The sequence below is a fragment of the Burkholderia cenocepacia genome, assembly GCF_900446215.1.
Classification (GTDB): Bacteria; Pseudomonadota; Gammaproteobacteria; order Burkholderiales; family Burkholderiaceae; genus Burkholderia; species Burkholderia cenocepacia.
Genome location: NZ_UAQZ01000012.1, coordinates 920,870 through 944,425, shown reverse-complemented (window position 1 = coordinate 944,425; position 23,556 = coordinate 920,870). Strand labels below are relative to the sequence as shown.

Below are 23,556 nucleotides of genomic sequence, written 5' to 3'. Positions count from 1 at the left end.
GCTCCCTGTTATTTCGCGCTCGAAGCAGCGGCAGCACTCGCCGGCGCGGCGCCCGATGCGGCGGCACCGGAAGCGGCAGCGGCGCCGGACCCGGCAGCGGCCGGCGCGGCGGGGGCAGCAGCGCCCGAAGCGGCATCGGCCGCCGGGGCGAGCTGCGCGGGGACCGTCTTCACGGTCGCGCCCGGGCGCACCTTGTCGACGCCTTGCACGATCACGTGATCGCCCGCCTGCAGACCGCCTTCGACGACCCAGTTCTGGCCTTGCATGCCGGTGGTCTTCAGCGGACGCGGCTCGACCTTGTTGCTGGCGTTCACCACCATCGCGATCGCCTGGCCCTTCTGGTCGTGCGTGACGCCGATCTGCGGCACCAGGAACGCGTTCTCGTTCACGCCTTCCTCGATCCGTGCACGCACGAACATGCCCGGCAGCAGCACGCGATTCGGGTTCGGGAACACCGCGCGGATCGTCACCGAGCCGGTGGTCTGGTCGACCGTCACGTCCGAGAACTGCAGCTTGCCCGGCTCCGAATAGGTCTTGCCGTCTTCGAGAATCAACGACACCTTCGCCGCGCCCGGACCGGTCGTCTTCAGACGGCCGCTCTGCACGTCCTGACGCAGCTTCAGCCCTTCGAGGCTCGACTGCGTGAGGTCGACGTACACCGGATCGAGCTGCTGCACGGTCGACATCAGCGTCGCCTGGCTCGCCTGCACGTAGGCGCCCGGCGTCACTTGCGAGATGCCGACGCGGCCGGTGATCGGCGACACGACATCCGTGTAGCCGAGGTTGATCTGCGCGGTGTCGACCGCCGCCTTGCCGGCCGCGACGTCCGCCGCGGCCTGCCCTTGCGTGGCGACCGCGTTGTCGTAGTCCTGCTTGCTGACCGCGTTCGCGGCGACCAGCACCTTGTAGCGCGCGACCAGCGCGTTCTGCGTGACGAGGTTCGCCTGCGCCTTCGCGAGCGTCGCCTTCGCGCTGTTCAGGGCCGCGATGTACGGCGCCGGATCGATCTTGTAGAGACGCTGGCCGGCCTTGACGTCGGTGCCCTCGGTGAATTCACGACGCAGCACGATGCCGTCGACCCGCGCGCGCACCTGCGCGACGAGGAATGCACTGGTGCGGCCCGGCAGGTCGGTGAAGACCGGTACGGATTGCGGCTGGACGGTGACGACGCCGACTTCCGGCGTTTGCGGCGGCGGTGCCGATTCTTTTTTCCCGCACGCGGCCAGGAAAACGGCGGCCGTCGCGACAGTGATTAAGCGGTATGGAACCCGTTCGACGCGCATGGAGCGACCTCTGTGTATAACCAATGGAATAAGTGCCACGCCCGACCGGAGCGCAACACGGATGCGCCTCGCGGCGCAGATCGAACACCTGAATTACTGGACTGCCAGATACAGCACGTCGGCACGAGACCTCCGTGCCGACGGGGATGCCGCGAACTGCGGACTGGTACTAGGGCGGGAATCAGCAGAGTGGGATATTAACTGATTGCCACTTGGGTCATTCGATCGTAGGGTGGTATTGTATATACATTCACGAATGTATGTAAAAAGCCCGTTTGTACTCCGCCCGCTGTCCAGTCTTACAGATTGTTACCAGCAGCAAGCATAGCCCGTCTGCGTGACGGCGACGAGGGGTTGCGGACCCTATATTCACCTACGATCGATCCAATCAGGCCTGCACATGGTCAGACGTACCAAGGAGGAGGCGCTCGAGACGCGCAATCGCATTCTCGACGCCGCCGAACACGTGTTCTTCGAGAAAGGCGTGTCGCACACGTCGCTCGCGGACATCGCGCAGCACGCCGGCGTGACGCGCGGCGCGATCTACTGGCATTTCGCGAACAAGAGCGAACTGTTCGATGCGATGTTCGACCGCGTGTTCCTGCCGATCGACGAGTTGAAACGGATGCCGCTCGACGCGCCGGGCGGCAATCCGCTGGAGAAGGTGCGCCAGATCCTGATCTGGTGCCTGCTCGGCGTGCAGCGCGACCCGCAGCTGCGCCGCGTGTTCAGCATCCTGTTCATGAAGTGCGAGTACGTCGCGGACATGGAGCCGCTGCTGCAGCGCAACCGCGCGGGGATGAGCGAGGCGCTGCACATGATCGACGCCGATCTCGCGGTGGCCGTGGGGCTCAAGCTGCTGCCCGAGCGGCTCGACACGTGGCGCGCGACGCTGATGCTGCACACGCTGGTCAGCGGCTTCGTGCGCGACATGCTGATGCTGCCCGACGAGATCGACGCCGAGCAGCATGCGGAAAAGCTCGTCGACGGCTGTTTCGACATGCTGCGCTACAGCCCGGCGATGCTGAAGGACCGCGACTGACGGCACGGCGCATCGCGCGCCGCGTCGCCGTGCCGGGTCAGGCCGCCTTCGCGCGCCGCGCGCGGGCCCGCCGGTTCGACGCGGCCACCGAATCGCGCGCCGGCATCGGTGCGCCGGCGAGCCCCGCGATCCACGCGTCGGTCGACATCACCGCCGCGAAATTCGACTGGAACACCACCGCGTACGTGCGGTGAATCTCTTCGGCGCTCACCGCCCCCGCTTCGTTCTCGTAAGGCAGCGCGCCCGTCGCGTCGTTCAGGTATTCGACCTTCAGCCCCGCATGCGCCGCGTGATAGACCGTCGACGCATTGCAGTTGTGCGTCATGTAGCCGGTCACCGCGAGCGTGTCGATTCCGTGCGCGTCGAGCCACGCGGCGAGATCGGTGCCGGCGAACGAGCTCGCTTGCGCCTTCTCGATCAGGTGCGCGTACGGGCGGCTGGTGACCACCGTGTGCAGCGCGACGCCGTCGGTGCCGGGCGCGAAGATCGGCGCACCGGCCGGCGCGACGTGCTGAACCACGATCACCGGCACGCCGGCCGCGTGCGCGGCGTCGATCGCCCGGCCGATGTTCGCGAGCGACACGTCGAGCGGCGGATATTCGATCGGCAGGTTGCCCGTCACGTATTCGTTCTGCACGTCGATCACGATCAGTGCGCGGCGGGCAGCGGGACGGGAAGCGGATTGCGGGACGGCGGGCGACGCGGCGGCAAGCATGGCGGACTCCTGGTCGGGAGGCGCTGCCCCGCCCCGGAGCAGGGCGGCCAGCAGTGCGATGGGATGCATTGTCGGACCGCAGCGCGTATGCCGATAGTGGCCCGATAGCCATTCTTCGATAAAATCGGGCCATCGCCTTTCCGGAATCCGCCATGCTCGCCGCCGCGTCGCCCGCCCCGTCCGTTCCGACCATCGTCGCCGTGATCGCGTACGACGGCATCAGTCCGTTCCACCTGTCCGTGCCATCGGTCGTGTTCGGCAAGGAGCGTGATGCGGCCGCGTCGCCCGCGTTCGAGTTCCGCGTCTGCTCGGCCGAGCGCGGCCCGCTCGCGACGACAGGCGGCTTCACGATCACCGCACCGTACGGGCTCGACGCGCTCGACGACGCGGACATCGTCATCGTGCCGTCCTGGCGCGACCCGGACGAAGCGCCGCCCGACGCGCTGCTCGATGCGGTCCGCGAGGTCGCCGCGCGCGGCGCGGAGCTCGTGGGCCTGTGCCTCGGTGCCTACGTGCTCGCCGCGGCCGGCCTGCTCGACGGCCGTCCGGCCACCACGCACTGGGCGTGGGCCGACGATTTCGCCCAACGCTTTCCGCGCGTGAAACTCGATCCCGACGTGCTCTACGTGGACGACGGCAACCTGATGACGTCAGCCGGCACGGCCGCCGGCCTCGACTGCTGCCTGCACGTCGTGCGGCGGCGCTTCGGCTCGGACGCCGCGAACCGGATCGCGCGCCGCCTCGTGATCCCGCCGCACCGCCAGGGCGGACAGGCCCAATACGTACCGCAGCCGGTCGCCGCGCACCCGCGCGATGCACGGCTCGCGGGCCTGCTCGACTGGGTGCGCGCGCATCTCGACGCCGCGCACAGCGTCGATTCGCTCGCCGAACGCGTGCTGATGAGCCGCCGCACGTTCACGCGCCACTTCCGCCAGGCGACGGGCACGACCGTCACCGCGTGGCTGCAGGCCGAACGGCTCGCGCGTGCGCAGCATCTGCTCGAAACCACCGGGCAGTCGATCGACGCGATCGCGCAGGCGGCCGGCTACGGCTCGAGCGTGTCGCTGCGCCAGCATTTCGCGGGCGCGCTCGGCACGTCGCCGTCTGCGTATCGAAGGGAATTTCGCGGCGCCGGAGCCCGTGCCGACGCGGGACACTGACGCCGGCCGCGCGCGTGGCGGGCAGGCCTCGAAGCGGAACCGGGCAGCCGCTCAGCCGCCGTTGATCCAGCGCGCCGCGTAAAGCAGCAACGCGACGAACACGATCATCGCCGCCCAGGCCCATACGGGCACGGTGCCCGAATCGCGATGCGGAAGCGCGCTCGCCGCCCGCCCGCTCAGCGCGCCGCCGAGATGCGGCGGCAGCGAACGCTTCGTCGCGGCCACCAGCGACGCCGGCCGCAGGAAGACATGCTGGCGGCGCTGCGCGGGGGCGCGCGCGCGATTCGGCGCGAGACCGTGCTTCGCCTGCACGACCGCGCAGAACTCGCGAAAGAACGTGTCGGTCCATTCGCGCAGCGCATTGTCGATCTGCCGCGCCGGCAACTCCGCGAGCGGCCCGCTCGCCGTCGCCCAGACCACGTATTCGATCCGCGTGGCGTTCGCATCGTCATCCGGCGTCAGCACCAGTTCGACCTGGCCGCGCAGCGCGCCGAGGCCGTCGGCCCGCGCCTTGAAGTTGAGCACCCGGCGCGGCCGACCTTCGGCGTCGCCCTGCTCGGCGGCCGCATGCGCGCGCACGTCGTAGCGGGCGCGCAGCGGGCCGAGCGGCACCGTGATCGTCAGCGCGAACTCGCCGTGCGCGAGTTTCACGAACGATTCGCAATGGTCGAAGCTCGCTCGCAGCAGCGCGAGATCCTCCAGCGCATCCCGCACGACAGGCGGCGCGAGCGGTACGCGTAACGTGTCGTTCAGTTCCATGACGCCTCCCCGATGAACGCGCGCCGCATCAGGACGTCTCGACGAGACTGTCGACCCGTGCGACATCGAAGGCGACGTAGTGCGCGAGCACGGCCGCCGCCTCCTTCGGTTCTTCGTAACTCCATGCGGCGTTCTCGATCACGCCGTCTTCCGTCTGCAAGTCGAAATGCACGGCTTGCCCCCTGAACGGGCAGGCCGACGTGACGCCCGATTTCACGAGCCGGCGCATGTTGACGTCGCCGCGCGGCAGGTAATGAATGTCCGGGAGCCCCGCCTCGCGCACGGTCAGCGCGCCGTGCGAATCGGCATAGGTGATGCCGCGATGAATCACGCGCACGCGATGACGGTTCGGCACGATTTCGAGTCGGGGGTCGGCTGCATCGGACATCGTTTCTCCTTCGGGCGGCGTCAGGCCGGGGGCAGGAAACGAAAAAGCCACGGCACGCATGCCGTGGCTTTCATTATGGGCGAAACTTCGTCCGATTGCGCGACCGGGAGCCCGGCCGCGCGCGACGGGCTACTGCGCACTCCACTGGAACGCGGCTTTCGCGCCGCCCTTCGCGCCGACCGTGACGGCGCGCGATTCGTCGCTGCCCTGGTACGACGCGTGCACCGTATAGCGCCCCGGCGGCACCTTCACGAGCATGTACGGCCCGCGCGTGTCGGTTTTCAGCACTTCGGCGCCCTTGCCGTCGACGATCCGGACATGGACGTCGGCCAGGAACTCGCCGCCCTTGCCGGTGAAGCGCAGCGCCAGCGGCCACTGCGACTCGTTGCGCTGGAACGCCGTCGATTCGTCCTGCCCGACACCGCCGGACACGAAGGTGACATCGCCTTGCTGGCGCGCGGCGGGCAAGCCGTCCGACTGCGCGTACGCGCCGGTCGCACCGGCTGCGAGGCCGGCGGTCAGCGCCGCGGCGACGGCAAATCGGGACACGTTGCGTAGATATTGCATGGCTCTCTCCTTGGGGTCGGAACACATACGGGGCGCGGCGTCACGCGATCGATCGAGCGGCGGCGGCGCCCGCCACGGCCGGCCGGGCCGGCCGTCGGCCGTGGCCGGTCAGCTCAGGTCGACCGGCACGAAGATCTGTGCATTATCGCGCTGGATCAACAGAGCAAGACTGTTGCCCGCGCCCTTCACCGCGTCGCGCAACTGCTCGGGGCTCGTGACCGGACGGCCGTTCACCGCGAGGATCACGTCGCCGGGCTGGATGCCCGCGTTGGCGGCCGGCCCGCCGGCCTGCTGCACGATCAGCCCGTGCGACAGGTTGTCGGCGCTGCGTTCCTGCGGCGACAGCGGCCGCACCGCGACACCCAGGCGGCCCTGTTCGACCGGCCCGCCGTCGTTCGACGCGAGCTTCGCGTCGGCCATCGCGCCGAGCGTCACGGTGATCGACTTCTTCGACTTGTCGCGCCAGATCTGCAGGTCGGCCTTCGAACCCGGCTTCAGGTTCGCGATCTGCGCGGGCAGCGACGTCGAATCGGCGACCGGCGAACCGTTGACCGACAGGATCACGTCACCCGGCTGCAGGCCGGCCTTCGCGGCCGGACCGTTGGCGTCGACCGAGCTGACGAGCGCGCCGTCCGGCTTCTGCAGCCCGAACGAGCTCGCGAGCGTCTGGTTCAGCCCCTGCACGGCCACGCCGAGCCGGCCGCGGCTCACGTGGCCCGTCTTCACGAGCTCGTCCTTCACCTTGATCGCCTCGTTGATCGGGATCGCGAACGACAGGCCCTGGAAGCCGCCCGTCTGCGAGTAGATCATCGAGTTGATGCCGATCACCTCGCCCTGCAGGTTGAACAGCGGGCCGCCCGAGTTGCCGGGGTTCACCGGCACGTCGGTCTGGATGAACGGCGTGTAGTTCTCGTCCGGCAGCGCGCGCGACTTCGCGCTGATGATGCCCGACGTGACCGTGTTGTCGAAGCCGTACGGCGAGCCGATCGCGACGACCCACTGACCGACCTTGCTCTGCGCCGGATCGCCGATCTTCACGATCGGCAGGCCGCTCGCGTCGATCTTCAGCACGGCGACGTCGGACTGCTTGTCGGAGCCGACGACCTTCGCCTTGTATTCGCGCTTGTCGGTCAGCTTGACCGTGACGACGTTCGCGCCGTCGATCACGTGCGCATTGGTGAGGATGTACCCGTCGGAACTGACGATGAAGCCCGACCCGAGGCTCGCGCTCGGCTGGTCGTCCGGCTGCGCGTCGCCGCCCATGCCCGGCACCTGGCCGTAGAAGTGCTTGAAGAACTGGTAGAACGGGTCGCTCGGATCGATCGGCAGTTGCGGCTGCGGCGCACGCCGCGCCACCTGCTTCACGACATGCTTCGCGCTGATGTTCACGACCGCCGGGCCGTAGGTCTCGACGAGCCCGGAGAAATCGGGAATGCCGGTCTTGGCGGCAGCTTCGGCCGGCATCAATGCGGCCGCCTGCGCGGGCGTGATGATCTGCGGATCGGCGCGGCGGGTGCCGGCGAAATAGCCGGCCGACAGGGCGGCCGCCACGGCGACCGCGACGGCGCCGCGCGCAAGGAATCGGGTGTTCATCGTAGGACCTCCTCTTTGTTAGGACGCAGCGTAACGACCCTGACTTAAAGGAGGCTTAATCAGCCTTAAGCGGGGCTTAAGCGGCTGCCCGCGCCGCCCCTTCAGACGGTTTCGGACGGCTGCGAAGCCGGGGCCGGCATCTCGGCATCGCGGAACACAACGCTGACGAGCAGGCCGCCCGCGGCCGCATCGCCGAGCGACACCGTCGCGCCCTGCTGCGCCGCCACGCGCTTGACGATCGCGAGCCCGAGCCCGCTGCCCGACACGTCGGTGCGTGCCCGTGCCGTGCTGTCGCGATAGAAGCGGTCGAACACGCGCTCGCGCTCGTCGGCCGGAATGCCCGGCCCGCTGTCGCCGATCTGCACGCAGGCGCGGCCGGCCGCGTCGCGCGTCAACGATACGTCGATGCGGCCGCCGTCCGGCGTGTATTTCACCGCGTTGTCGAGCAGGTTGCCGAACATCACGCGCAGCGCGCCAACGTCCGCGACGACGCTCGCCGCGCGCGTTTCCTCGAAGCCGAGATCGATGTCGCGCCGCTGCGCGAGCGGCGCATGCGCGGCCACGCATTCGGCGAGCAGCGCCTGCAGGTCGACCGGCTCGCGCATCGTCGCGCCGTCCGGCTCGGCGCGCGCGAGCGCGAGCAGTTGCTCGGTGAGCCGCGTCGCGCGCGACACGCCGTCCTGGAGATCTGCGATCGCCTCGCGGCGCGACGCATCGTCCTTCGCGCGCGCGACGAGCTGCGCCTGGATCTGCACGGCCGCGAGCGGCGTGCGCAATTCGTGCGCGGCGTCGGCGACGAACGCCTTCTGCGTGTCGAGCGCTGCCGACAGTCGCGCAAGCAACCCGTTCAGCGCCCGCACGAGCGGCTGCACCTCGAGCGGCAGGCGCGCGTCGGGCAGCGGATCGAGCGCTTCCGGCCGGCGCGCCTCGACCGCGCGCGCCACGCGGCCGAGCGGCGCGAGCCCGCGCCCGACGATCCCCCACGCGGCCGCGCCGAGGAACGGCAGCGGCACGATCAGCGGCCACAGCGTGCGCAGCGCGACGTTCGCCGCGAGCCGGTTGCGCACCGACAGCGGCTGCGCGAGCTGCACGACGTTGTCGCCGACGATCGCGCCGTACACGCGCCATTCGCCGCGATCGGTGCGTTCGGTCGAGAAGCCGAGCTCCGCGCGCGGCGCGATCGGCGCACGCGGATGCGAGAAGTACATCAGCACGCCGTTGCGATTCCAGATCTGGATCACGATGCCTTCGTCGCCGTTGGTGCGCGAGCCGAACACCTGCGAGAACGGCTCCGACGGCAGCGCCGCGGCGATTTCCTGCAACTGGTAGTCGAACAGCTCGTTCGCCTCGGCGAGCGCCTGCCGGTAGATGAGCCAGCCCGCGGCGCCCACGCCCGCGACGACGATCGCGAGCAGCCAGATCAGCAGTTGATGACGAATCGACCGCACGCGTCAGCTTTCCTTGACGACCATGTAGCCGAGCCCGCGCACGTTGCGGATCAGGTCCGAACCGAGCTTCTTGCGCAGCGCGTGGATGTAGACCTCGACCGTGTTGCTGCCGATCTCCTCGCCCCAGCCGTACATCTTCTCCTCGAGCTGGCTCTTCGACAGCACCGCGCCCGGCCGCGCGAGCAGCGCCTCGAGCAGCGCGAACTCGCGCGCGGACAGCGCAACGGGCGCGCCGTCGAGCGTCACCTGGTGCGACGCGGGATCGAGCGTCAGCGCGCCGTGGCGGATCAGCGACTCGCTGCGCCCCGCTTGACGGCGGATCAGCGCGCGCATCCGTGCGCCCAGCTCGTCGAGATCGAACGGCTTGACGAGGTAATCGTCGGCGCCCGCGTCGAGCCCCTTCACGCGATCGGCGACGGCGTCGCGCGCGGTGACGATCAGCACCGGCAGCGCGAGCCCGCGCCCGCGCAGCGTGCGCAGCACGTCGATGCCGTCGCGCTTCGGCAGGCCGAGATCGAGCAGCAGCAGATCGTACGTCTCGCCGCCGAGCGCCGTCAGCGCGGCGTCGCCGTCCTGCACCCAGTCGACCGCAAAGCCGTCCGAGCGCAGCGCCTTGCGCACGCCCTCGGCAATCATTCGATCATCTTCGACAAGCAGAATCCGCATCGGGCCACGCATCCATGGGGCGAGTCAAACACGGCGACCATTGTAGCGCCGCGAATCGGGTGCGCGGCACCATGCAATGCAACAGTAAGGCGGATTGCAAGGGGCCTGCCCCGACTTGTCTCTACAATGTGCGCTTCGGCGCCCCCGCGCGTCCTGCCCGAGCCCCCTGCTTTTCCCGTATTCGCCCATGCCGATTTCCGATCTTTCCGCCCGGTTCGCCCCCCGCGCCCGCGTCTGCCTGCGCGCGGCCGCCGTCGTCGCCACCTGCACGGCCCTCGCGTTCGCGCCGTCCGCCCAGGCCCGCAAGAAATCCCACAAGGAAACGCGCAAGACCGCCGTCGTGTCGCCGGCCGCGCGCGCGGCCGGCCTGCCGGCCTCCGTGCTCGTCGCGCTACAGCGTGCGAAGGTGCCGGCGTCGGCGATGAGCGTGGTGGTCGAGCGCGTCGGCGATCCGCAGCCGCTGATCGCGTGGAATGCGAGCCGGCCGATGCTGCCGGCCTCGACGATGAAGCTCGTGACGACCTTCTCGGGCCTGTCGATCCTCGGCCCCGACTACCGCTGGCGCACCACCGCGTACACGGACGGCACGGTCGACCCGGACGGCACGCTGCAGGGCAACCTGTACATCAAGGGCACCGGCGATCCGAAGCTCGTGCCCGAGGAGCTGATCGACCTCGTCGACAAGCTGCGCAAGGCCGGCGTCAAGCGCGTGGCCGGCGGCCTCGTGCTCGACAAGAGTTATTTCGCGGCGTCGACGCGCGACCTGCCGTCGTTCGACGACGATGCCAGCGCGCCGTACAACGTCGGCCCCGATCCGCTGCTGTACGCGTTCAAGGCCGTGTCGTTCACGGTCACGCCGGGCGACGACGGCAAGGTCGCCGTCGACGTGTTGCCGCCGCTCGCGGACCTGTCGATCGACAACCAGCTCGTCGAAGGTTCGGGCTCGTGCAGCGCGGCCGCGCGCCCGACGCTGACGGCCGGCGGCGGAATCATGACGGCGTCGTTCGCCGGCGACTACCCGCTGCGCTGCGGCGCGCACACGACCAACCTCGCGATCCTCGATCACACGACCTTCTTCGCGCGCGGCTTCCTCGCGCTGTGGCAGCAGGACGGCGGCACGATCGCCGGGCCCGTGAGCGAAGGCAAGGTGCCGACCACCGCGCGGCCGCTCGCCGTGCATCACAGCCCGGTGCTCGGCAGCATCGTCTACGACATCAACAAGTTCAGCAACAACGTGATGGCGCGCAACCTGTTCCTGACGATCGGCGCGGTCAGCGGCAAGCCGCCCGCGACGCCCGAGCAGTCGAGCCGCGCGATCCAGGCATTCCTGCAGAAGAACGGCATTGCGATGCCCGACCTCGTGCTCGAGAACGGCTCGGGGCTGTCGCGCCAAGAGCACGTGAGCGCGCTGTCTCTCGCCGCGCTGCTGCAGGCCGCGAACGCGAGCCCGGTCGCGCAGGCGTTCATCGATTCGCTGCCGATCGCGGGCATCGACGGCACGATGAAGAACCGCCTCACCAACGCGGGCGTGCTCGGCAACGCGCACATCAAGACCGGCACGCTGCGCGACGTGCGCGCGATCGCCGGCTACGTGGCCGGCGCGGACGGCCAGAGCTACATCGTCGTCAGCTTCATCAACAACGATCACGCGGAAGCCGCGCGCGCCGCGCACGACACGCTGCTCGAATGGATCTACGCGGGCGCGCACTGACGATCCGCGCACCGCGCGGCGGGCCGTCGTGACACGGCGGCCCGTGCGGCCCCGCAGTACGTCACCCGCGAAATTTCGCGCCGCGCGGTTTGAAACGCGCGCCGCCACCGTCGCGCGGCGCCTCGCGCGCTCGCCCCATCCTCAAAACGGGGCCACACCGCCCGGCCCCGTGCAGTACGGATTCCGTAGAAACCCTGTCCTCAGAGGGAACCCTCTACGCTGCCCCCTCGCCTAGCGCGTAGCGATTGCGTAGGCTGTTGGCCTGACGATATCTACAACGGGCCACACGCCCGGCCTGATGGCTTGCAGGGGAACGAAGGAGACACACGCCCATGCGATTCGACGTCGAATTGCTTCTGCTCGCGCTGGCGCCCGTCTTCCTGCTCTGCATCGCGTGGGAGGCCTGGCACCTCGCCCGCACCCGTGCGCAGGACCGTATCTATGCGTGGCGCGACACGCTGTGCAACGCGGCGCTCGCGCTGATGCACCAGGGCGCCGACAAGATCGCGTGGCTGTTCGTGATTCCTGTCTATGCGTACTGCTACCGGCACTATCGCGTCTACACGTGGCACGACGGCTGGCTGTCGTTCGCCGTGCTGTTCGTCGCGCAGGACTTCCTCTACTACGTGTTCCATCGCGCGAGCCATCGCGTGCGCTGGCTGTGGGCCGCGCACGTCGTGCACCACTCGTCCGAGCGAATGAATTTCTCGACCGCGTTCCGCCAGAGCCTGATGTACCCAGTCGCGGGCATGTGGCTGTTCTGGCTGCCGCTCGCGTTCGCCGGCTTTCCGCCGCAACAGGTCGTCGGCGTCGTGCTGATCAACCTCGCGTTCCAGTTCTTCGTGCACACGCAGGCGATCGGCAAGCTCGGCTGGCTCGAATACGTGCTCAACACACCGTCGATCCACCGCGCGCACCATGCGCGCAACGCGCGCTACATCGACCGCAATTACGCAGGCGTCCTGGTGATCTGGGATCGCCTGTTCGGCAGCTATGTCGAGGAAACGCCCGACGATCCGCCGCAGTACGGCATCGTCGAGCGGCTCGGCTCGAACAACCCGCTCGTCGCGACGTTTCACGAGTGGGTGTCGATGGCGTCCGACGCGTTGCGCGTCGGCGGATGGCGCAACAAGCTGCGCGCGATTTTCGGCCCGCCCGAATGGGCGAGCGCTTATCATGCGCAGATTGCCGAGGCCGCGAACCAGGATCCGCGCACCGTGCCGCTGGCGGCTGTGCGCGATCGATAAACCGTTTCAGCCAACGGCCGCCGCGCAGCCCGGAACCGAGCAGGCGCGCGGCAGATGAGCAACACATCAGGCCATATCTACGAGGAGATCGAACGATGCAGACACAACAACACGCACCTTCCCGCACCCGGCAGCGCATGCTGCGCACCGCGCAGGTCGCGATCGCCGGCGCCGCGCTCGCGCTGCTCGCCGCATGCGGCGGCGGTGACGACAACAACAGCAGTGCGTCGAACACGCCGCCGTCGGGCGTGAAGATGCAGATCGTGTCGTTCGGCGACAGCCTGTCCGACGTCGGCACCTACTCGCAGATCAAGCTCGGCTTCGGCGGCGGCCGCTTCACGACCAACCCGGGCCAGGTATGGACGCAGAACGTCGCGCAGTACTACGGCGACACGCTGCAGCCCGCCAACCAGGGCGGCTTCGGCATCCCGCTGCAGGCCACCGGCGGTCTCGGCTACGCGCAGGGCGGCTCGCGCGTGACGCTGCAGCCGGGCATCGGCCATGCGGACGCGAGCGTGCCGAATCCCGACTACGCGCAGGCGACGACCACGCCGATCGCCGACCAGGTCAAGCAGTACCTGTCGCAATACGGCAGCTTCAACGCCGGCCAGATCGTGCTGATCAACGGCGGTGCGAACGACATCTTCTACCAGGCCCAGGTCGCGCAGGCGCAAGGCAACACGCCGGCCGCGCAGCTCGCGGCGGCGCAGGCGATCGGCCTGGCCGCGCAGCAGCTCGGCGGGATCGTCCAGCAGATCGTCGCGGCCGGCGCGACCCACGTGTTCGTCGCGAACGTGCCGGACATCGGCGGCACGCCGCTCGCGCTGCAAGGCGGCACGCAGGCCGCGTTCACGCAACTGTCCGGGCTGTTCAACAAGACGCTCGTCGGTACGCTCGCCGCGCTGAAGGTGGACCCGACGAAGTATGCGGTGGTCGATTCGTTCACGTGGCAGGACGGCATCGCGGCCAACTACCAGTCGAACGGTTTCAGCGTGTCGAACACCGACACCGCCTGCAACCTGAAGGCGATGGTCCAGGCCGCCACGCAGTACGGCGTCGCGAACGCGACCGCGTTCGGCTCGTCGCTGTTCTGCTCGCCGCAGACCTACACGGTCGCGAACGCGGACCAGACCTACATGTTCGCCGACACGGTCCACCCGACGACGCGCCTGCATGCGCTGTTCGCGCAGTACGTCGAACAGCAGATCGCGAAGTCCGGCGTCGGCAAGTAAGCCGCCCACTACGCGCCCAAACGAAAACGCCTGACCGGTTCGCGCCGGTCAGGCGTTTTTTGTTTGCGTGGACGGATGCGCGTGGCTGCGTCAGTCGCGCGCTTCGAACGCCGCGGCCGCGCGGCCGAGGCGATCGTTGACCGCGATCCATTCGACGGTCTCGGGCAGCTTCTCGACGAGAATGCGTGCGACCTGCGCCCGGTCGAGCGCGCGCAGCATTCCGTACAGGTCGCGCGCATAGGCTTGCGGATCTTCCGGCGCCGCGACGAAGTGCACGCCGTCAGCCTGCGCCCAGCGTCCCGCACGCGACGCGCGGGCGACGAGCGCGATGCGTTCGCCGTCGGTTTGCGCGGCCGCGAGCAGCGGCTCGAGCGCGTCGAACGGCAGCAGCGCGAGCGGCGTGCGCGGCGCGTAATGCGCTTTCAGCGTGCCCGACGCGCGTGGGGCCGTCGCATCGCTGCCGTCCGGCAGCTTCGGGGCGCGGCCGAGCACGTCGGCGATCTGTTGCGGCGTCACGTGCCCCGGGCGCAGCAGCGCCGGGAAACCACGCGACAGGTCGAGAATCGTCGACTCGATGCCGACTTCGGATGCGCCGCCGTCGAGCACGTGCACGGTATCGCCGAATTCGTCGCGCACGTGTTGCGCGGTCGTCGGACTCACGTGGCCGAACCGGTTCGCGGACGGCGCAGCCACGCCGCCGTGGCCGCCGCGCCGCGCGCTGAACGCGGCCAGCAGCGCCTGCGCGACCGGATGCGACGGGCAGCGCAGCCCGACCGAATCCTGCCCGCCGCTCACGGCATCCGGAATGCGCGCGTGGCGCTTCAGGATCAGCGTCAGCGGGCCCGGCCAGAACGCGTCGATCAGCGCGTGCGCGTCGGCCGGCAAGTCGTCGGCCCAGTAACCGGGATCGCCGCCCGGCGGCAGATGCACGATCACCGGATGGTTCGCGGGCCGCCCCTTCGCCGCGTAGATGCGTGCGACGGCCTCGGGGTTCGCCGCATCGCCGCCGAGCCCGTAGACGGTTTCGGTCGGAAACGCGACGAGCTGGCCCGCGTCGAGCAACGCGGCAGCCGCGTCGATCTGCGCGGGCGTCACGTGCTTCGGGAGATCGCTGGACATCGGCCGGCGCCTCAGTCGAGCGGCACGCGCAGCAGTTGCGCGCACGCGGTGGCAGCGGCGACGGCTTCGTCGCGCGTCTCGGCCGTGAAGTTCACGTGGCCCATCTTGCGGCCGACACGTGCTTCTTCCTTGCCGTACAGGTGCAGGTGGGCGGCCGGCATCGCGGCGACCGTGTCCCACGGCGGCGTGACGGCATCGGCCGCCGCACCGTTGGGGAACCACACGTCGCCGAGAATGTTCAGCATCGCGGCCGGCGAATGCTGGCGCGGGTTGCCGAGCGGCATGCGCGTCATCGCGCGCACCTGCTGCTCGAACTGGCTCGTTGCGCACGCATCGACCGTATAGTGGCCGGAGTTGTGCGGGCGCGGCGCCATTTCGTTCGCGACGAACGAACCGTCCTCCAGCACGAAGAATTCGACGCACAGCACGCCGACGTAGCCGAGCGTATCGGCGATCCGGATCGCCGCCTGCTGCGCTTCCTCGACGCGGGCCGCATCGGCGGCCGGCGCCGGCACGACCGTCAGCGCGAGGATGCCGTTGTGATGCACGTTCTGCGCGAGCGGGAAGGCGGCCGAACGGCCGTCCGCGCCGCGCGCGATCAACGCCGACACTTCGTATTTCAGCGGCAGGCGCTTCTCCAGCACGCACGGCACGCCGCCGAGCGCGGCATGCGCGTCGCGCGCTTCCTGCGCGGTGGCGACCCGCACCTGGCCCTTGCCGTCGTACCCGAGGCGGGCCGTCTTCAGGATGCCCGGCAGCACCGCGTCGAGCGCCGCATCGTCAAGCGCGGCGAGCGCCGCCGCCGATTCGATCACGACGTGCGGCGCGACCGGCACGCCCGATGCCGCGATGAAACGCTTCTCCGCGATCCGGTCCTGCGCGACCGCGACGCAGCGGCCGGCCGGCGCGACGAACGTCGTGCGCGCGAGGAAATCGAGGCTCGCGGCCGGCACGTTCTCGAACTCCGTCGATACGGCCTCGCACAGGCCGGCCAGTTCGGCGAGCGCAGCTTCGTCGTCGTACGCCGCGCGCAGGTGGCGATCGGCGACCGCGCCGGCGGGGCTCGTCGGATCGGGATCGAGCACGGCGACGCGATAGCCCATCGACTGGGCGGCAAAGCAGAACATGCGGCCGAGCTGGCCACCGCCGACCATGCCCAGCCACGCGCCGGGCAGGATCGGGGAAACGGAATCAGGAGTTGCGGTCATGTCAGTGGTCGGTCGCGGCGGAACGCGGAACGGCCCGCCGCAGTGGGAAAATCCGGCGCCGGCCGCGTCGTGCGGCCGCGCGCCATGCCGTCATTCCAGCGGCGGCAGCACCATCGCGTGCGCGGCTTCGTTCTGGCGCACGCGGAACGCGGCGAGCCGGTTCGCGTAGTCGACCGAGTTGCCGGACAGGATCGACACCGCGAACAGCGCGGCGTTCGCGGCGCCGGCCTCGCCGATCGCGAACGTCGCGACGGGCACGCCCTTCGGCATCTGCACGATCGAGTGCAGCGAATCGACACCCTTCAGGTACTTGCTCGCGACCGGTACGCCGAGCACCGGCACCGTGGTCTTCGCGGCCAGCATGCCGGGCAGGTGCGCGGCGCCGCCGGCGCCCGCGATGATCGCACGCAGCCCGCGCTCGCGCGCCTTCTCCGCATAGTCGAACATCTCGTCGGGCATCCGGTGCGCGGACACGACCTTCGCTTCGTACGGCACGCCGAATTCCTGCAGGATGGCGACCGCATGCTTCATCACGTCCCAGTCGGAACTCGAGCCCATCAGCACGCCGACGAGCGGCGCGCTGTGCGTGTGGGCAGTCTGGATTTCGCTCATGTCGTATCTGTCCCGATCAGGCGAGCGACTGGCCCGTGATGCGCTCGAGCGCTTCCTGGTACTTCGCGGCCGTCTTCTCGACGACGTCGGCCGGCAGCGCCGGCGCCGGCGCCGTCTTGCCCCACGGCTGCGCCTCGAGCCAGTCGCGCACGAACTGCTTGTCGAACGACGGCGGGTTGGTGCCCACTTCGTACTGGTCGGCCGGCCAGAAGCGCGACGAATCGGCGGTCAGCACTTCGTCCATCAGGTACAGCTTGCCGTGGTTGTCGAGGCCGAATTCGAACTTCGTGTCGGCGATGATGATGCCGCGCGTCGCCGCGTAGTCGGCCGCTTCCTTGTACAGCTTGATCGAGATGTCGCGGATCGTCGCGGCCAGCTCGGTGCCGATGCGGCGCTCGGTTTCCTCGAACGTGATGTTCTCGTCGTGCTCGCCCATCTCGGCCTTCGCGGCCGGCGTGAAGATCGGCTCCGGCAGCTTCTGCGCGTTCTGCAGGCCTGCCGGCAGCTGCACGCCGCACACGGCGCCCGACGCCTGGTATTCCTTCCAGCCGCTGCCGGCCAGGTAGCCGCGCACGACCGCTTCGATCATGATCGGCTCGAGGCGCTTGACGACCACGCCGCGGCCCTTCACCTGCTCGACTTCGTCGGCCGCGACGACCGCTTCCGGCGCGTCGCCCGTCAGGTGGTTCGGCACGATGTGCGCGAGCTTGTCGAACCAGAAGTTCGCCATCTGGTTCAGCACGCGGCCCTTGTTCGGAATCGGCTCGCCCATCACCACGTCGAACGCCGACAGGCGATCGGTCGTGACGATCAGGAGCTTGTCGTTGCCGACCGCGTAGTTATCGCGAACCTTGCCGCGACCGAGGAGCGGCAGCGAACGGAGCGTGGATTCGTAAAGGGTAGACATCGTCTTTTCGCAGATAAGGAGCCAAACAAAAAGGGAAACGCCGTTCCCCGCGGCAGGCGGGAACGGCGGTCTTGCAATACGTCGGCGAACCGGCGGGCGCAGCGCCCCGACGGCTGCCGGCCGGCCCTTGTTCGGCCGGACGGAACGGCTGCCGGGGCCGGATCAGATCCGGCCAGCCGGGCGGCCAGCCCATGCCCGGCGGCAGAACCGGGCGGGGCAAATCGTACTACAGTCTCAGCGCACGACCTGTGCGAGCGCGCCCGACTTGTACTGCTCGGCGATCTTGTCGAGCGACACCGGCTTGATCTTGCCGGCCTGGCCTTCGCAGCCGAACGCGAGGTAACGGTCGACGCACACCTTCTTCGCCGCTTCGCGCGCGGGCTTCAGGTAGTCGCGCGGATCGAACTTGCCCGGGTTCTCGAACAGGTAGCGGCGGATCGCGCCGGTGATCGCGAGACGCAGGTCGGTGTCGATGTTGATCTTGCGCACGCCGTGCTTGATGCCTTCCTGGATTTCCTCGACCGGCACGCCGTAGGTTTCCTTCATGTCGCCGCCGAATTCGCGGATCTCGGCCAGCAGCTCCTGCGGCACCGACGACGAACCGTGCATCACGAGGTGCGTGTTCGGGATGCGCGCGTGGATTTCCTTGATGCGCTGGATCGACAGGATGTCGCCCGTCGGCTTCTTCGAGAACTTGTACGCGCCGTGCGACGTACCGATCGCGATCGCGAGTGCATCGCACTGCGTGAGCTTGACGAAGTCGGCGGCCTGCTCCGGATCGGTCAGCAGCTGCTCGCGGGTCATCGTGCCTTCCGCGCCATGGCCGTCTTCCTTGTCGCCCTTCATCGTCTCGAGCGAGCCGAGCACGCCGAGTTCGGCTTCGACCGTCACGCCGATCGAGTGCGCCATCTCGACGACCTTGCGCGACACGTCGACGTTGTACTCGTACGACGCGACCGTCTTGCCGTCGGCTTCGAGCGAACCGTCCATCATCACGCTCGTGAAGCCGCTGCGGATCGCGGCCGTGCAGACGGCCGGCGACTGGCCGTGATCCTGGTGCATCACGACCGGGATGTGCGGATACGATTCGACCGCCGCTTCGATCAGGTGGCGCAGGAACGGCTCGCCGGCATACTTACGCGCGCCGGCCGATGCCTGCATGATCACGGGCGCGCCGACCTGGTCCGCCGCCGCCATGATCGCCTGGACCTGCTCCAGGTTGTTCACGTTGAAGGCCGGCAGGCCGTAACCGTGCTCTGCCGCGTGGTCCAGCAATTGACGCATTGATACGAGAGGCATTGTGGAACTCCTTGGAATGAAAACCGGTGCGCCCTGACGCCGGCGCGGCACCTGCCCGGGGTCTGGATCTGGGCAGCGCGGCGCGGCTGAGCGTCGAATAGCCGCATTTTATCGCGAAGCGCCTCCGATTCCGACCGCCCGGTGGCCCCCGCTCGCAATTTGTTACGTTCGCACGGCACAATGCGGCCAAAAAGGAGAAAAAAAGCCGCGCGGGGCTTCGGACCCCGCGCGGCTTTTTGCGCAAAAATGGTGCCGGATCAGCCTCGACCGATCCGGGTCGCCGGCTCGCAGGCCGGCTCAGCGAGGCTCAGCCGGCGCTCAATAGTGCTCGCCGACCCGCACGATCTTCAGCGTGTTGGTGCCGCCCGCCTGCCCCATCGGCTCGCCGACGGTCAGCACGACCATGTCGCCATGCTGCACGTAACCCTGCTTGACGACGATCTCGAGCGCCGCCTGCAGTGCCGAATCGCGGTCGCTGTTGAAGTCGACGTGCAGCGGCGTCACGTTGCGGTACAGCGCCATCGTGCGCTCGCTGCCGACGCGCGGCGTCAGCGCGAAGATCGGCACGTGCGTGTAGTGACGCGACATCCACAGCGCGGTCGCGCCCGATTCGGTCAGCGCGACGATCGCCTTCGCGCCCAGGTGGTACGCGGTGAACAGCGCGCCCATCGCGATCGACTGGTCGATCCGCGTGAACGTCCGGTCGAGGAAATCCTTGTCCAGCTCGACTTCTTCGGATTTTTCCGCTTCGACGCACACGGCCGCCATCGTCTCGATCGTGACGACCGGGTACTTGCCGGCGGCCGTCTCGGCCGACAGCATCACCGCGTCGGTGCCGTCGAGCACCGCGTTCGCGACGTCCGACACTTCCGCGCGGGTCGGCACCGGTGCGTGGATCATCGATTCCATCATCTGCGTCGCGGTGATCACGAGCTTGTTCGACTCGCGCGCCATCCGGATCATGCGCTTCTGCAGCGCCGGCACGGCCGCGTTGCCGACTTCCACCGCGAGGTCGCCGCGCGCGACCATGATGCCGTCGGACGCGTCGAGGATGCTCTGCAGCGCCGGAATCGCCTCCGCGCGCTCGATCTTCGCGATCATCTTCGGCTTGATGCCGTACGGCGCGCCCGCGATGTTCGCGAGCTGGCGCGCCATTTCCATGTCGGTCGCATTCTTCGGGAACGACACCGCGACGAGGTCCGCGCCGAGCGACATCGCGGTGCGGATGTCTTCCATGTCCTTCGCAGTCAGCGCCGGCGCCGACAGGCCGCCGCCCTGGCGGTTGATCCCCTTGTTGTTCGACAGCTCGCCGCCCACCTTGACGATCGTGTGGATCTCGTCGCCGAGCACGCGCTCGACGGTCAGCACGATCAGGCCGTCGTTCAGCAGCAGCAGGTCGCCCGGCTTCAGGTCGCGCGGCAGTTCCTTGTAGTCGAGGCCGACACGCTCGTCGTTGCCGAGTTCGCAGCCCGCATCGAGGATGAACGGCTGCCCGGGCACGAGCGTGGTCTTGCCGTTCTCGAACTTGCCGACGCGGATCTTCGGGCCCTGGAGGTCGGCCATGATCGCGATCTCGCGGCCAACCTTGCGGGCGGCCTCGCGCACCATTTCGGCGCGCTGGCGGTGATCGTCGGCCGTGCCGTGCGAAAAGTTGAGCCGCACGACGTCGAGGCCCGCCTGCATCATCTGCAGCAGAATCTCCGGCGAACTGGAAGCCGGGCCGATCGTGGCGACTATCTTGGTGGCGCGCTGCATGAAACTCCTCATCTGGATCAAGGTGGATGCGCTGGGTGAAACGCTGCGAGAGCCGGAATCGGCGGGCCCAGCGGCGGCCGTTCCGGGGGGCGTGCCGGTGCTTGCGCCCGGCATCGCTTTGTTCTGGATCTCGTGGTGCTGTGCGGCCGCGTCGCCGGCAGCCGCCGGTGCGCGCGGGGCGGTGTTCGCCCGCGCGGGCGCGCGTTTGCGCTTGCCCGCGCCGGCCGGCTGCTCCGCTTTCGCGGAGCGCGCGGCCTTCGTCACCCCTGCGCGCGCCGCCACGCTCAGGCCGCCCGCGTTTCGAGCACTTCCACCGCCGGCAGCTTCTTCCCCTCGAGGAACTCGAGGAAGGCGCCGCCGCCCGTCGAGATGTAGCTGACCTGGTCGTGAATGCCGTACTTCGCGATGGCCGCGAGCGTGTCGCCGCCGCCCGCGATCGAGAACGCGGACGATTTGGCGATCGCTTCGGCGAGCGTCTTGGTGCCGTTGCCGAACTGGTCGAACTCGAACACGCCGACCGGGCCGTTCCACACGATCGTGCCGGCCTTCTCGAGCTGGCTCGCGAGTGCCTTGGCCGTATCGGGGCCGATGTCGAGGATCATGTCGTCCGCTTCGATGTCGGCGACCTGCTTCACCGTGGCCGCGGCCGTCGGCGAGAATTCCTTGGCGGTGACGACGTCGGTCGGGATCGGCACCGACGCGCCGCGCTCGCGCGCTTCGTCGATGATCGCCTTCGCCTCGGCGACGAGATCGGCTTCCGCGAGCGACTTGCCGATCGACAGGCCGGCCGCGAGCATGAACGTGTTCGCGATGCCGCCACCGACGATCAGCTGGTCGACCTTGCCGGCCAGCGACTTCAGGATGGTCAGCTTGGTCGACACCTTCGAGCCGGCGACGATCGCCACCAGCGGGCGCGCCGGGTTGCCGAGCGCCTTGCCGAGCGCGTCGAGTTCGGCGGCCAGCAGCGGGCCCGCGCACGCGACGGGCGCGTACTTCGCGATCCCGTGCGTGGTCGCTTCCGCGCGGTGCGCGGTGCCGAACGCGTCGTTCACGTACACGTCGCAGAGCTTCGCCATCTTCTGGGCGAGCTCGTCCGAATTCTTCTTCTCGCCCTTGTTCACGCGGCAGTTCTCGAGCAGCACGACCTGGCCCGGTGCGACGTTCACGCCGTTCTCGACCCAGTTCGACACCAGCGGCACGTCGCGGCCGAGCAGCTCGGCGAGACGCTTCGCGACCGGCGCGAGCGAGTCTTCCGGCTTGAATTCGCCTTCGGTCGGACGGCCGAGGTGCGACGTGACCATCACGGCCGCGCCGGCGTCGAGCGCGGCCTGGATGGCCGGCACGGACGCACGCACGCGGGTGTCCTCGGTGATGTTGCCGTGATCGTCCTGCGGGACGTTCAGGTCGGCGCGGATGAACACCCGCTTGCCGGCGAGCTGGCCGGCGGCGATCAGGTCGGTAAGACGCTTGACTTGGCTCATGTTGGACAGATTGAAGTAGTGGATGGGGAAAGGGGGTTCACGCTGGACGTGCGCGGGCTGCCGCGAAAGGGCGCCGGATGCGGCCGTGGCTGGCGGTTCGCATGACGCGCACGGGTAAAAAATCTCGAACGGGCATTCTAGCCGATCCACCCGGCAGACTGACCCGTGCGGCGGCGAATTCCGCCTATTTGGGATCGCGCGCTGGAACCGACATATTGCCGCAACGCAACAATTCGCCGACGCAACCGGGCGGCGCCGGGCGAGCCGGAACGGCGGCCCATCAGAAGATCAGGCGCAACGCGGTGAAGACGAGCATTCCGACGACGATCGTACCGAGCATGCTGCGCCGCCACAAAAACCAGCCGAGGCCGGCGAGCGCCGCGTAGAACGGATGGTTGGACAGCGCGAACGACAGGCCGGCCGGCGTTTCGAGCACGTCGGGTAGCACGACGGCGACCAGCGCGGCAGCCGGCGCGTAGCGCAGCGCGCGCTGCGCGCGTTCGGGCAGCACGGTGCGCTCGCCGCCGATCAGGAACAGCGCGCGCGTGACCGCCGTGACGATCGTCATCCCGACGATGACGATCCAGATCTCGGTCGCGCTCATTCGATCTCCTTTTCGTGCACGGTTTCGGTACGGATGCGCCGCCAGTCGGCCCGCTCGACGAAGAAGTCGGCCGTGCAGCCGGCCGCGAGCGCGGCGAGCACCGCGAGCGGCAGCGCAAGCCGGTACGGCAGGTCGAACGCGACGAGCGACACGATCCCGGCGACCGCGACGGCCGCGAGCGTCGAGCGGTTCGCGACCGCCGACACCATGATCGGGATCAGCGCGAGCGTGCCGGCCAGCTCCAGCCCCCAGCTCGCGGGAAAGAAGCTCGCGAGCAGGATGCCGGCGAGCGACGACACCTGCCACGACGCCCAGCTCGCGAGCGCCATCCCCCAGAAATAGGCTTCCTTGCCCGGCACGCGGCCGTACGCGAAGCCCTGTTTCTGGAACAGCAGGTAGATCACGTCGCCGTTGAAATAGCCGATCGCGAGACGCCGCCACAGCGGCAGGTAGGAAAAATGCGGCGCCAGCCCGGCGCTGAAGATCACGAAGCGCATGTTGACCATCGCGGCCGTGAGCAGCACGGTCCAGATCGGCAGCTTCGCCGCGAGGAGCGGCAGCACCGCGAGCTGCGACGAGCCCGCGTAGACGAACAGCGACATCGCGCTCGCCTGCCCGAGCGTCATCACGGACTTGCTCATCGCGATGCCGGTGACGAGCCCCCAGGACAGGATCGCCATCAGTGTCGGGGAATAGTCGCGCGCGCCCTGGATCAGCGCGAAGCGGTCGGTGGCGGACAATCGAGCGAGCATGGGAAAGC

The 23,556-nt window shown here is 68.9% G+C and carries 22 protein-coding genes; 5 read left to right on the top strand and 17 right to left on the bottom strand.

Annotation, left to right across the window (positions count from 1 at the left end; all coding sequences use genetic code 11):
- Positions 1-8: 8 nt before the first annotated feature.
- The gene (locus tag DTA15_RS21950) at positions 9-1,283 is read right to left on the bottom strand and encodes an efflux RND transporter periplasmic adaptor subunit (protein WP_006497328.1); all 1,275 of its coding nucleotides are present in this window, start codon (positions 1,281-1,283) and stop codon (positions 9-11) included.
- A gap of 400 nt (positions 1,284-1,683) precedes the next feature.
- On the opposite strand from DTA15_RS21950, the gene DTA15_RS21945 reads away from it, so the two are divergent.
- Complete coding sequence (locus DTA15_RS21945; RefSeq protein ID WP_006486802.1) at positions 1,684-2,325, top strand: TetR family transcriptional regulator; 642 nt, start codon at positions 1,684-1,686, stop codon at positions 2,323-2,325.
- 37 nt (positions 2,326-2,362) lie between these two features.
- On the opposite strand, the gene DTA15_RS21940 is transcribed toward DTA15_RS21945, so the two are convergent.
- Complete coding sequence (locus tag DTA15_RS21940) at positions 2,363-3,040, bottom strand: cysteine hydrolase family protein (protein ID WP_006497329.1); 678 nt, start codon at positions 3,038-3,040, stop codon at positions 2,363-2,365.
- A 152-nt stretch (positions 3,041-3,192) separates the two neighbouring features.
- On the opposite strand from DTA15_RS21940, the gene DTA15_RS21935 reads away from it, so the two are divergent.
- Complete coding sequence (locus DTA15_RS21935; RefSeq protein WP_006490095.1) at positions 3,193-4,200, top strand: helix-turn-helix domain-containing protein; 1,008 nt, start codon at positions 3,193-3,195, stop codon at positions 4,198-4,200.
- A 51-nt stretch (positions 4,201-4,251) separates the two neighbouring features.
- Here DTA15_RS21935 and DTA15_RS21930 read toward each other — a convergent pair whose 3' ends face one another.
- The 6 genes from DTA15_RS21930 to DTA15_RS21905 all read right to left on the bottom strand — a co-directional run bounded on the left by DTA15_RS21930 (position 4,252) and on the right by DTA15_RS21905 (position 9,621).
- Positions 4,252-4,959, bottom strand: a complete 708-nt coding sequence (locus tag DTA15_RS21930) for an SRPBCC family protein (RefSeq protein ID WP_006490089.1) — start codon at positions 4,957-4,959, stop codon at positions 4,252-4,254.
- 28 nt (positions 4,960-4,987) lie between these two features.
- Positions 4,988-5,347: a DUF427 domain-containing protein gene (locus DTA15_RS21925; protein ID WP_006497332.1), complete on the bottom strand. Its 360-nt coding sequence runs from the start codon at positions 5,345-5,347 to the stop codon at positions 4,988-4,990.
- A gap of 129 nt (positions 5,348-5,476) precedes the next feature.
- Complete coding sequence (locus DTA15_RS21920; protein WP_006490101.1) at positions 5,477-5,914, bottom strand: carboxypeptidase-like regulatory domain-containing protein; 438 nt, start codon at positions 5,912-5,914, stop codon at positions 5,477-5,479.
- A 108-nt stretch (positions 5,915-6,022) separates the two neighbouring features.
- Positions 6,023-7,507, bottom strand: coding sequence for a DegQ family serine endoprotease (locus tag DTA15_RS21915; protein WP_006490099.1), 1,485 nt, complete (start codon positions 7,505-7,507; stop codon positions 6,023-6,025).
- A 101-nt stretch (positions 7,508-7,608) separates the two neighbouring features.
- Positions 7,609-8,955 carry an ATP-binding protein gene (locus tag DTA15_RS21910; protein ID WP_012492850.1) on the bottom strand — a complete coding sequence of 449 codons (1,347 nt, stop codon included), beginning with the start codon at positions 8,953-8,955 and terminating at the stop codon, positions 7,609-7,611.
- 3 nt (positions 8,956-8,958) lie between these two features.
- Positions 8,959-9,621 (bottom strand): response regulator, encoded by a 663-nt coding sequence (locus DTA15_RS21905; protein ID WP_006481728.1) that lies wholly within the window; start codon positions 9,619-9,621, stop codon positions 8,959-8,961.
- A 187-nt stretch (positions 9,622-9,808) separates the two neighbouring features.
- On the opposite strand from DTA15_RS21905, the gene dacB reads away from it, so the two are divergent.
- The 3 genes from dacB (at position 9,809) to DTA15_RS21890 (ending at position 13,811) form a co-directional block, all read left to right on the top strand.
- A complete protein-coding gene (dacB, locus tag DTA15_RS21900) occupies positions 9,809-11,332 on the top strand; it encodes a D-alanyl-D-alanine carboxypeptidase/D-alanyl-D-alanine endopeptidase (RefSeq protein WP_012492851.1) in 1,524 nt (507 codons plus the stop codon).
- A gap of 332 nt (positions 11,333-11,664) precedes the next feature.
- Positions 11,665-12,579, top strand: a complete 915-nt coding sequence (locus tag DTA15_RS21895) for a sterol desaturase family protein (protein WP_006481727.1) — start codon at positions 11,665-11,667, stop codon at positions 12,577-12,579.
- A gap of 95 nt (positions 12,580-12,674) precedes the next feature.
- A complete protein-coding gene (locus tag DTA15_RS21890; protein WP_006481733.1) occupies positions 12,675-13,811 on the top strand; it encodes an SGNH/GDSL hydrolase family protein in 1,137 nt (378 codons plus the stop codon).
- Positions 13,812-13,901: 90 nt separating this feature from the next.
- Here the strand turns inward: DTA15_RS21890 and DTA15_RS21885 are convergent, their stop codons facing one another.
- From DTA15_RS21885 to DTA15_RS21845, 9 genes are all read right to left on the bottom strand, one after another.
- Positions 13,902-14,930 (bottom strand): L-threonylcarbamoyladenylate synthase, encoded by a 1,029-nt coding sequence (locus DTA15_RS21885; protein ID WP_006481731.1) that lies wholly within the window; start codon positions 14,928-14,930, stop codon positions 13,902-13,904.
- Positions 14,931-14,941: 11 nt separating this feature from the next.
- The gene (locus DTA15_RS21880; protein ID WP_006481737.1) at positions 14,942-16,138 is read right to left on the bottom strand and encodes a 5-(carboxyamino)imidazole ribonucleotide synthase; all 1,197 of its coding nucleotides are present in this window, start codon (positions 16,136-16,138) and stop codon (positions 14,942-14,944) included.
- Between the two features lie 90 nt (positions 16,139-16,228).
- Complete coding sequence (gene purE, locus DTA15_RS21875) at positions 16,229-16,750, bottom strand: 5-(carboxyamino)imidazole ribonucleotide mutase (protein WP_006481724.1); 522 nt, start codon at positions 16,748-16,750, stop codon at positions 16,229-16,231.
- A gap of 16 nt (positions 16,751-16,766) precedes the next feature.
- Positions 16,767-17,657 (bottom strand): phosphoribosylaminoimidazolesuccinocarboxamide synthase, encoded by an 891-nt coding sequence (locus DTA15_RS21870; RefSeq protein ID WP_006477945.1) that lies wholly within the window; start codon positions 17,655-17,657, stop codon positions 16,767-16,769.
- A gap of 234 nt (positions 17,658-17,891) precedes the next feature.
- Positions 17,892-18,956 carry a class II fructose-bisphosphate aldolase gene (fba, locus tag DTA15_RS21865; RefSeq protein ID WP_006481730.1) on the bottom strand — a complete coding sequence of 355 codons (1,065 nt, stop codon included), beginning with the start codon at positions 18,954-18,956 and terminating at the stop codon, positions 17,892-17,894.
- A 318-nt stretch (positions 18,957-19,274) separates the two neighbouring features.
- Positions 19,275-20,711: a pyruvate kinase gene (gene pyk, locus DTA15_RS21860; protein ID WP_006493398.1), complete on the bottom strand. Its 1,437-nt coding sequence runs from the start codon at positions 20,709-20,711 to the stop codon at positions 19,275-19,277.
- A 284-nt stretch (positions 20,712-20,995) separates the two neighbouring features.
- On the bottom strand, positions 20,996-22,192 hold the full coding sequence (locus tag DTA15_RS21855) for a phosphoglycerate kinase (RefSeq protein ID WP_006481732.1): 1,197 nt from the start codon (positions 22,190-22,192) through the stop codon (positions 20,996-20,998).
- A 280-nt stretch (positions 22,193-22,472) separates the two neighbouring features.
- Positions 22,473-22,796, bottom strand: a complete 324-nt coding sequence (locus DTA15_RS21850; RefSeq protein ID WP_006477942.1) for an AzlD domain-containing protein — start codon at positions 22,794-22,796, stop codon at positions 22,473-22,475.
- Positions 22,793-23,548, bottom strand: a complete 756-nt coding sequence (locus DTA15_RS21845) for an AzlC family ABC transporter permease (protein WP_006481734.1) — start codon at positions 23,546-23,548, stop codon at positions 22,793-22,795. Before DTA15_RS21845 ends, DTA15_RS21850 begins: the two co-directional genes overlap by 4 nt.
- Positions 23,549-23,556 lie beyond the last annotated feature (8 nt).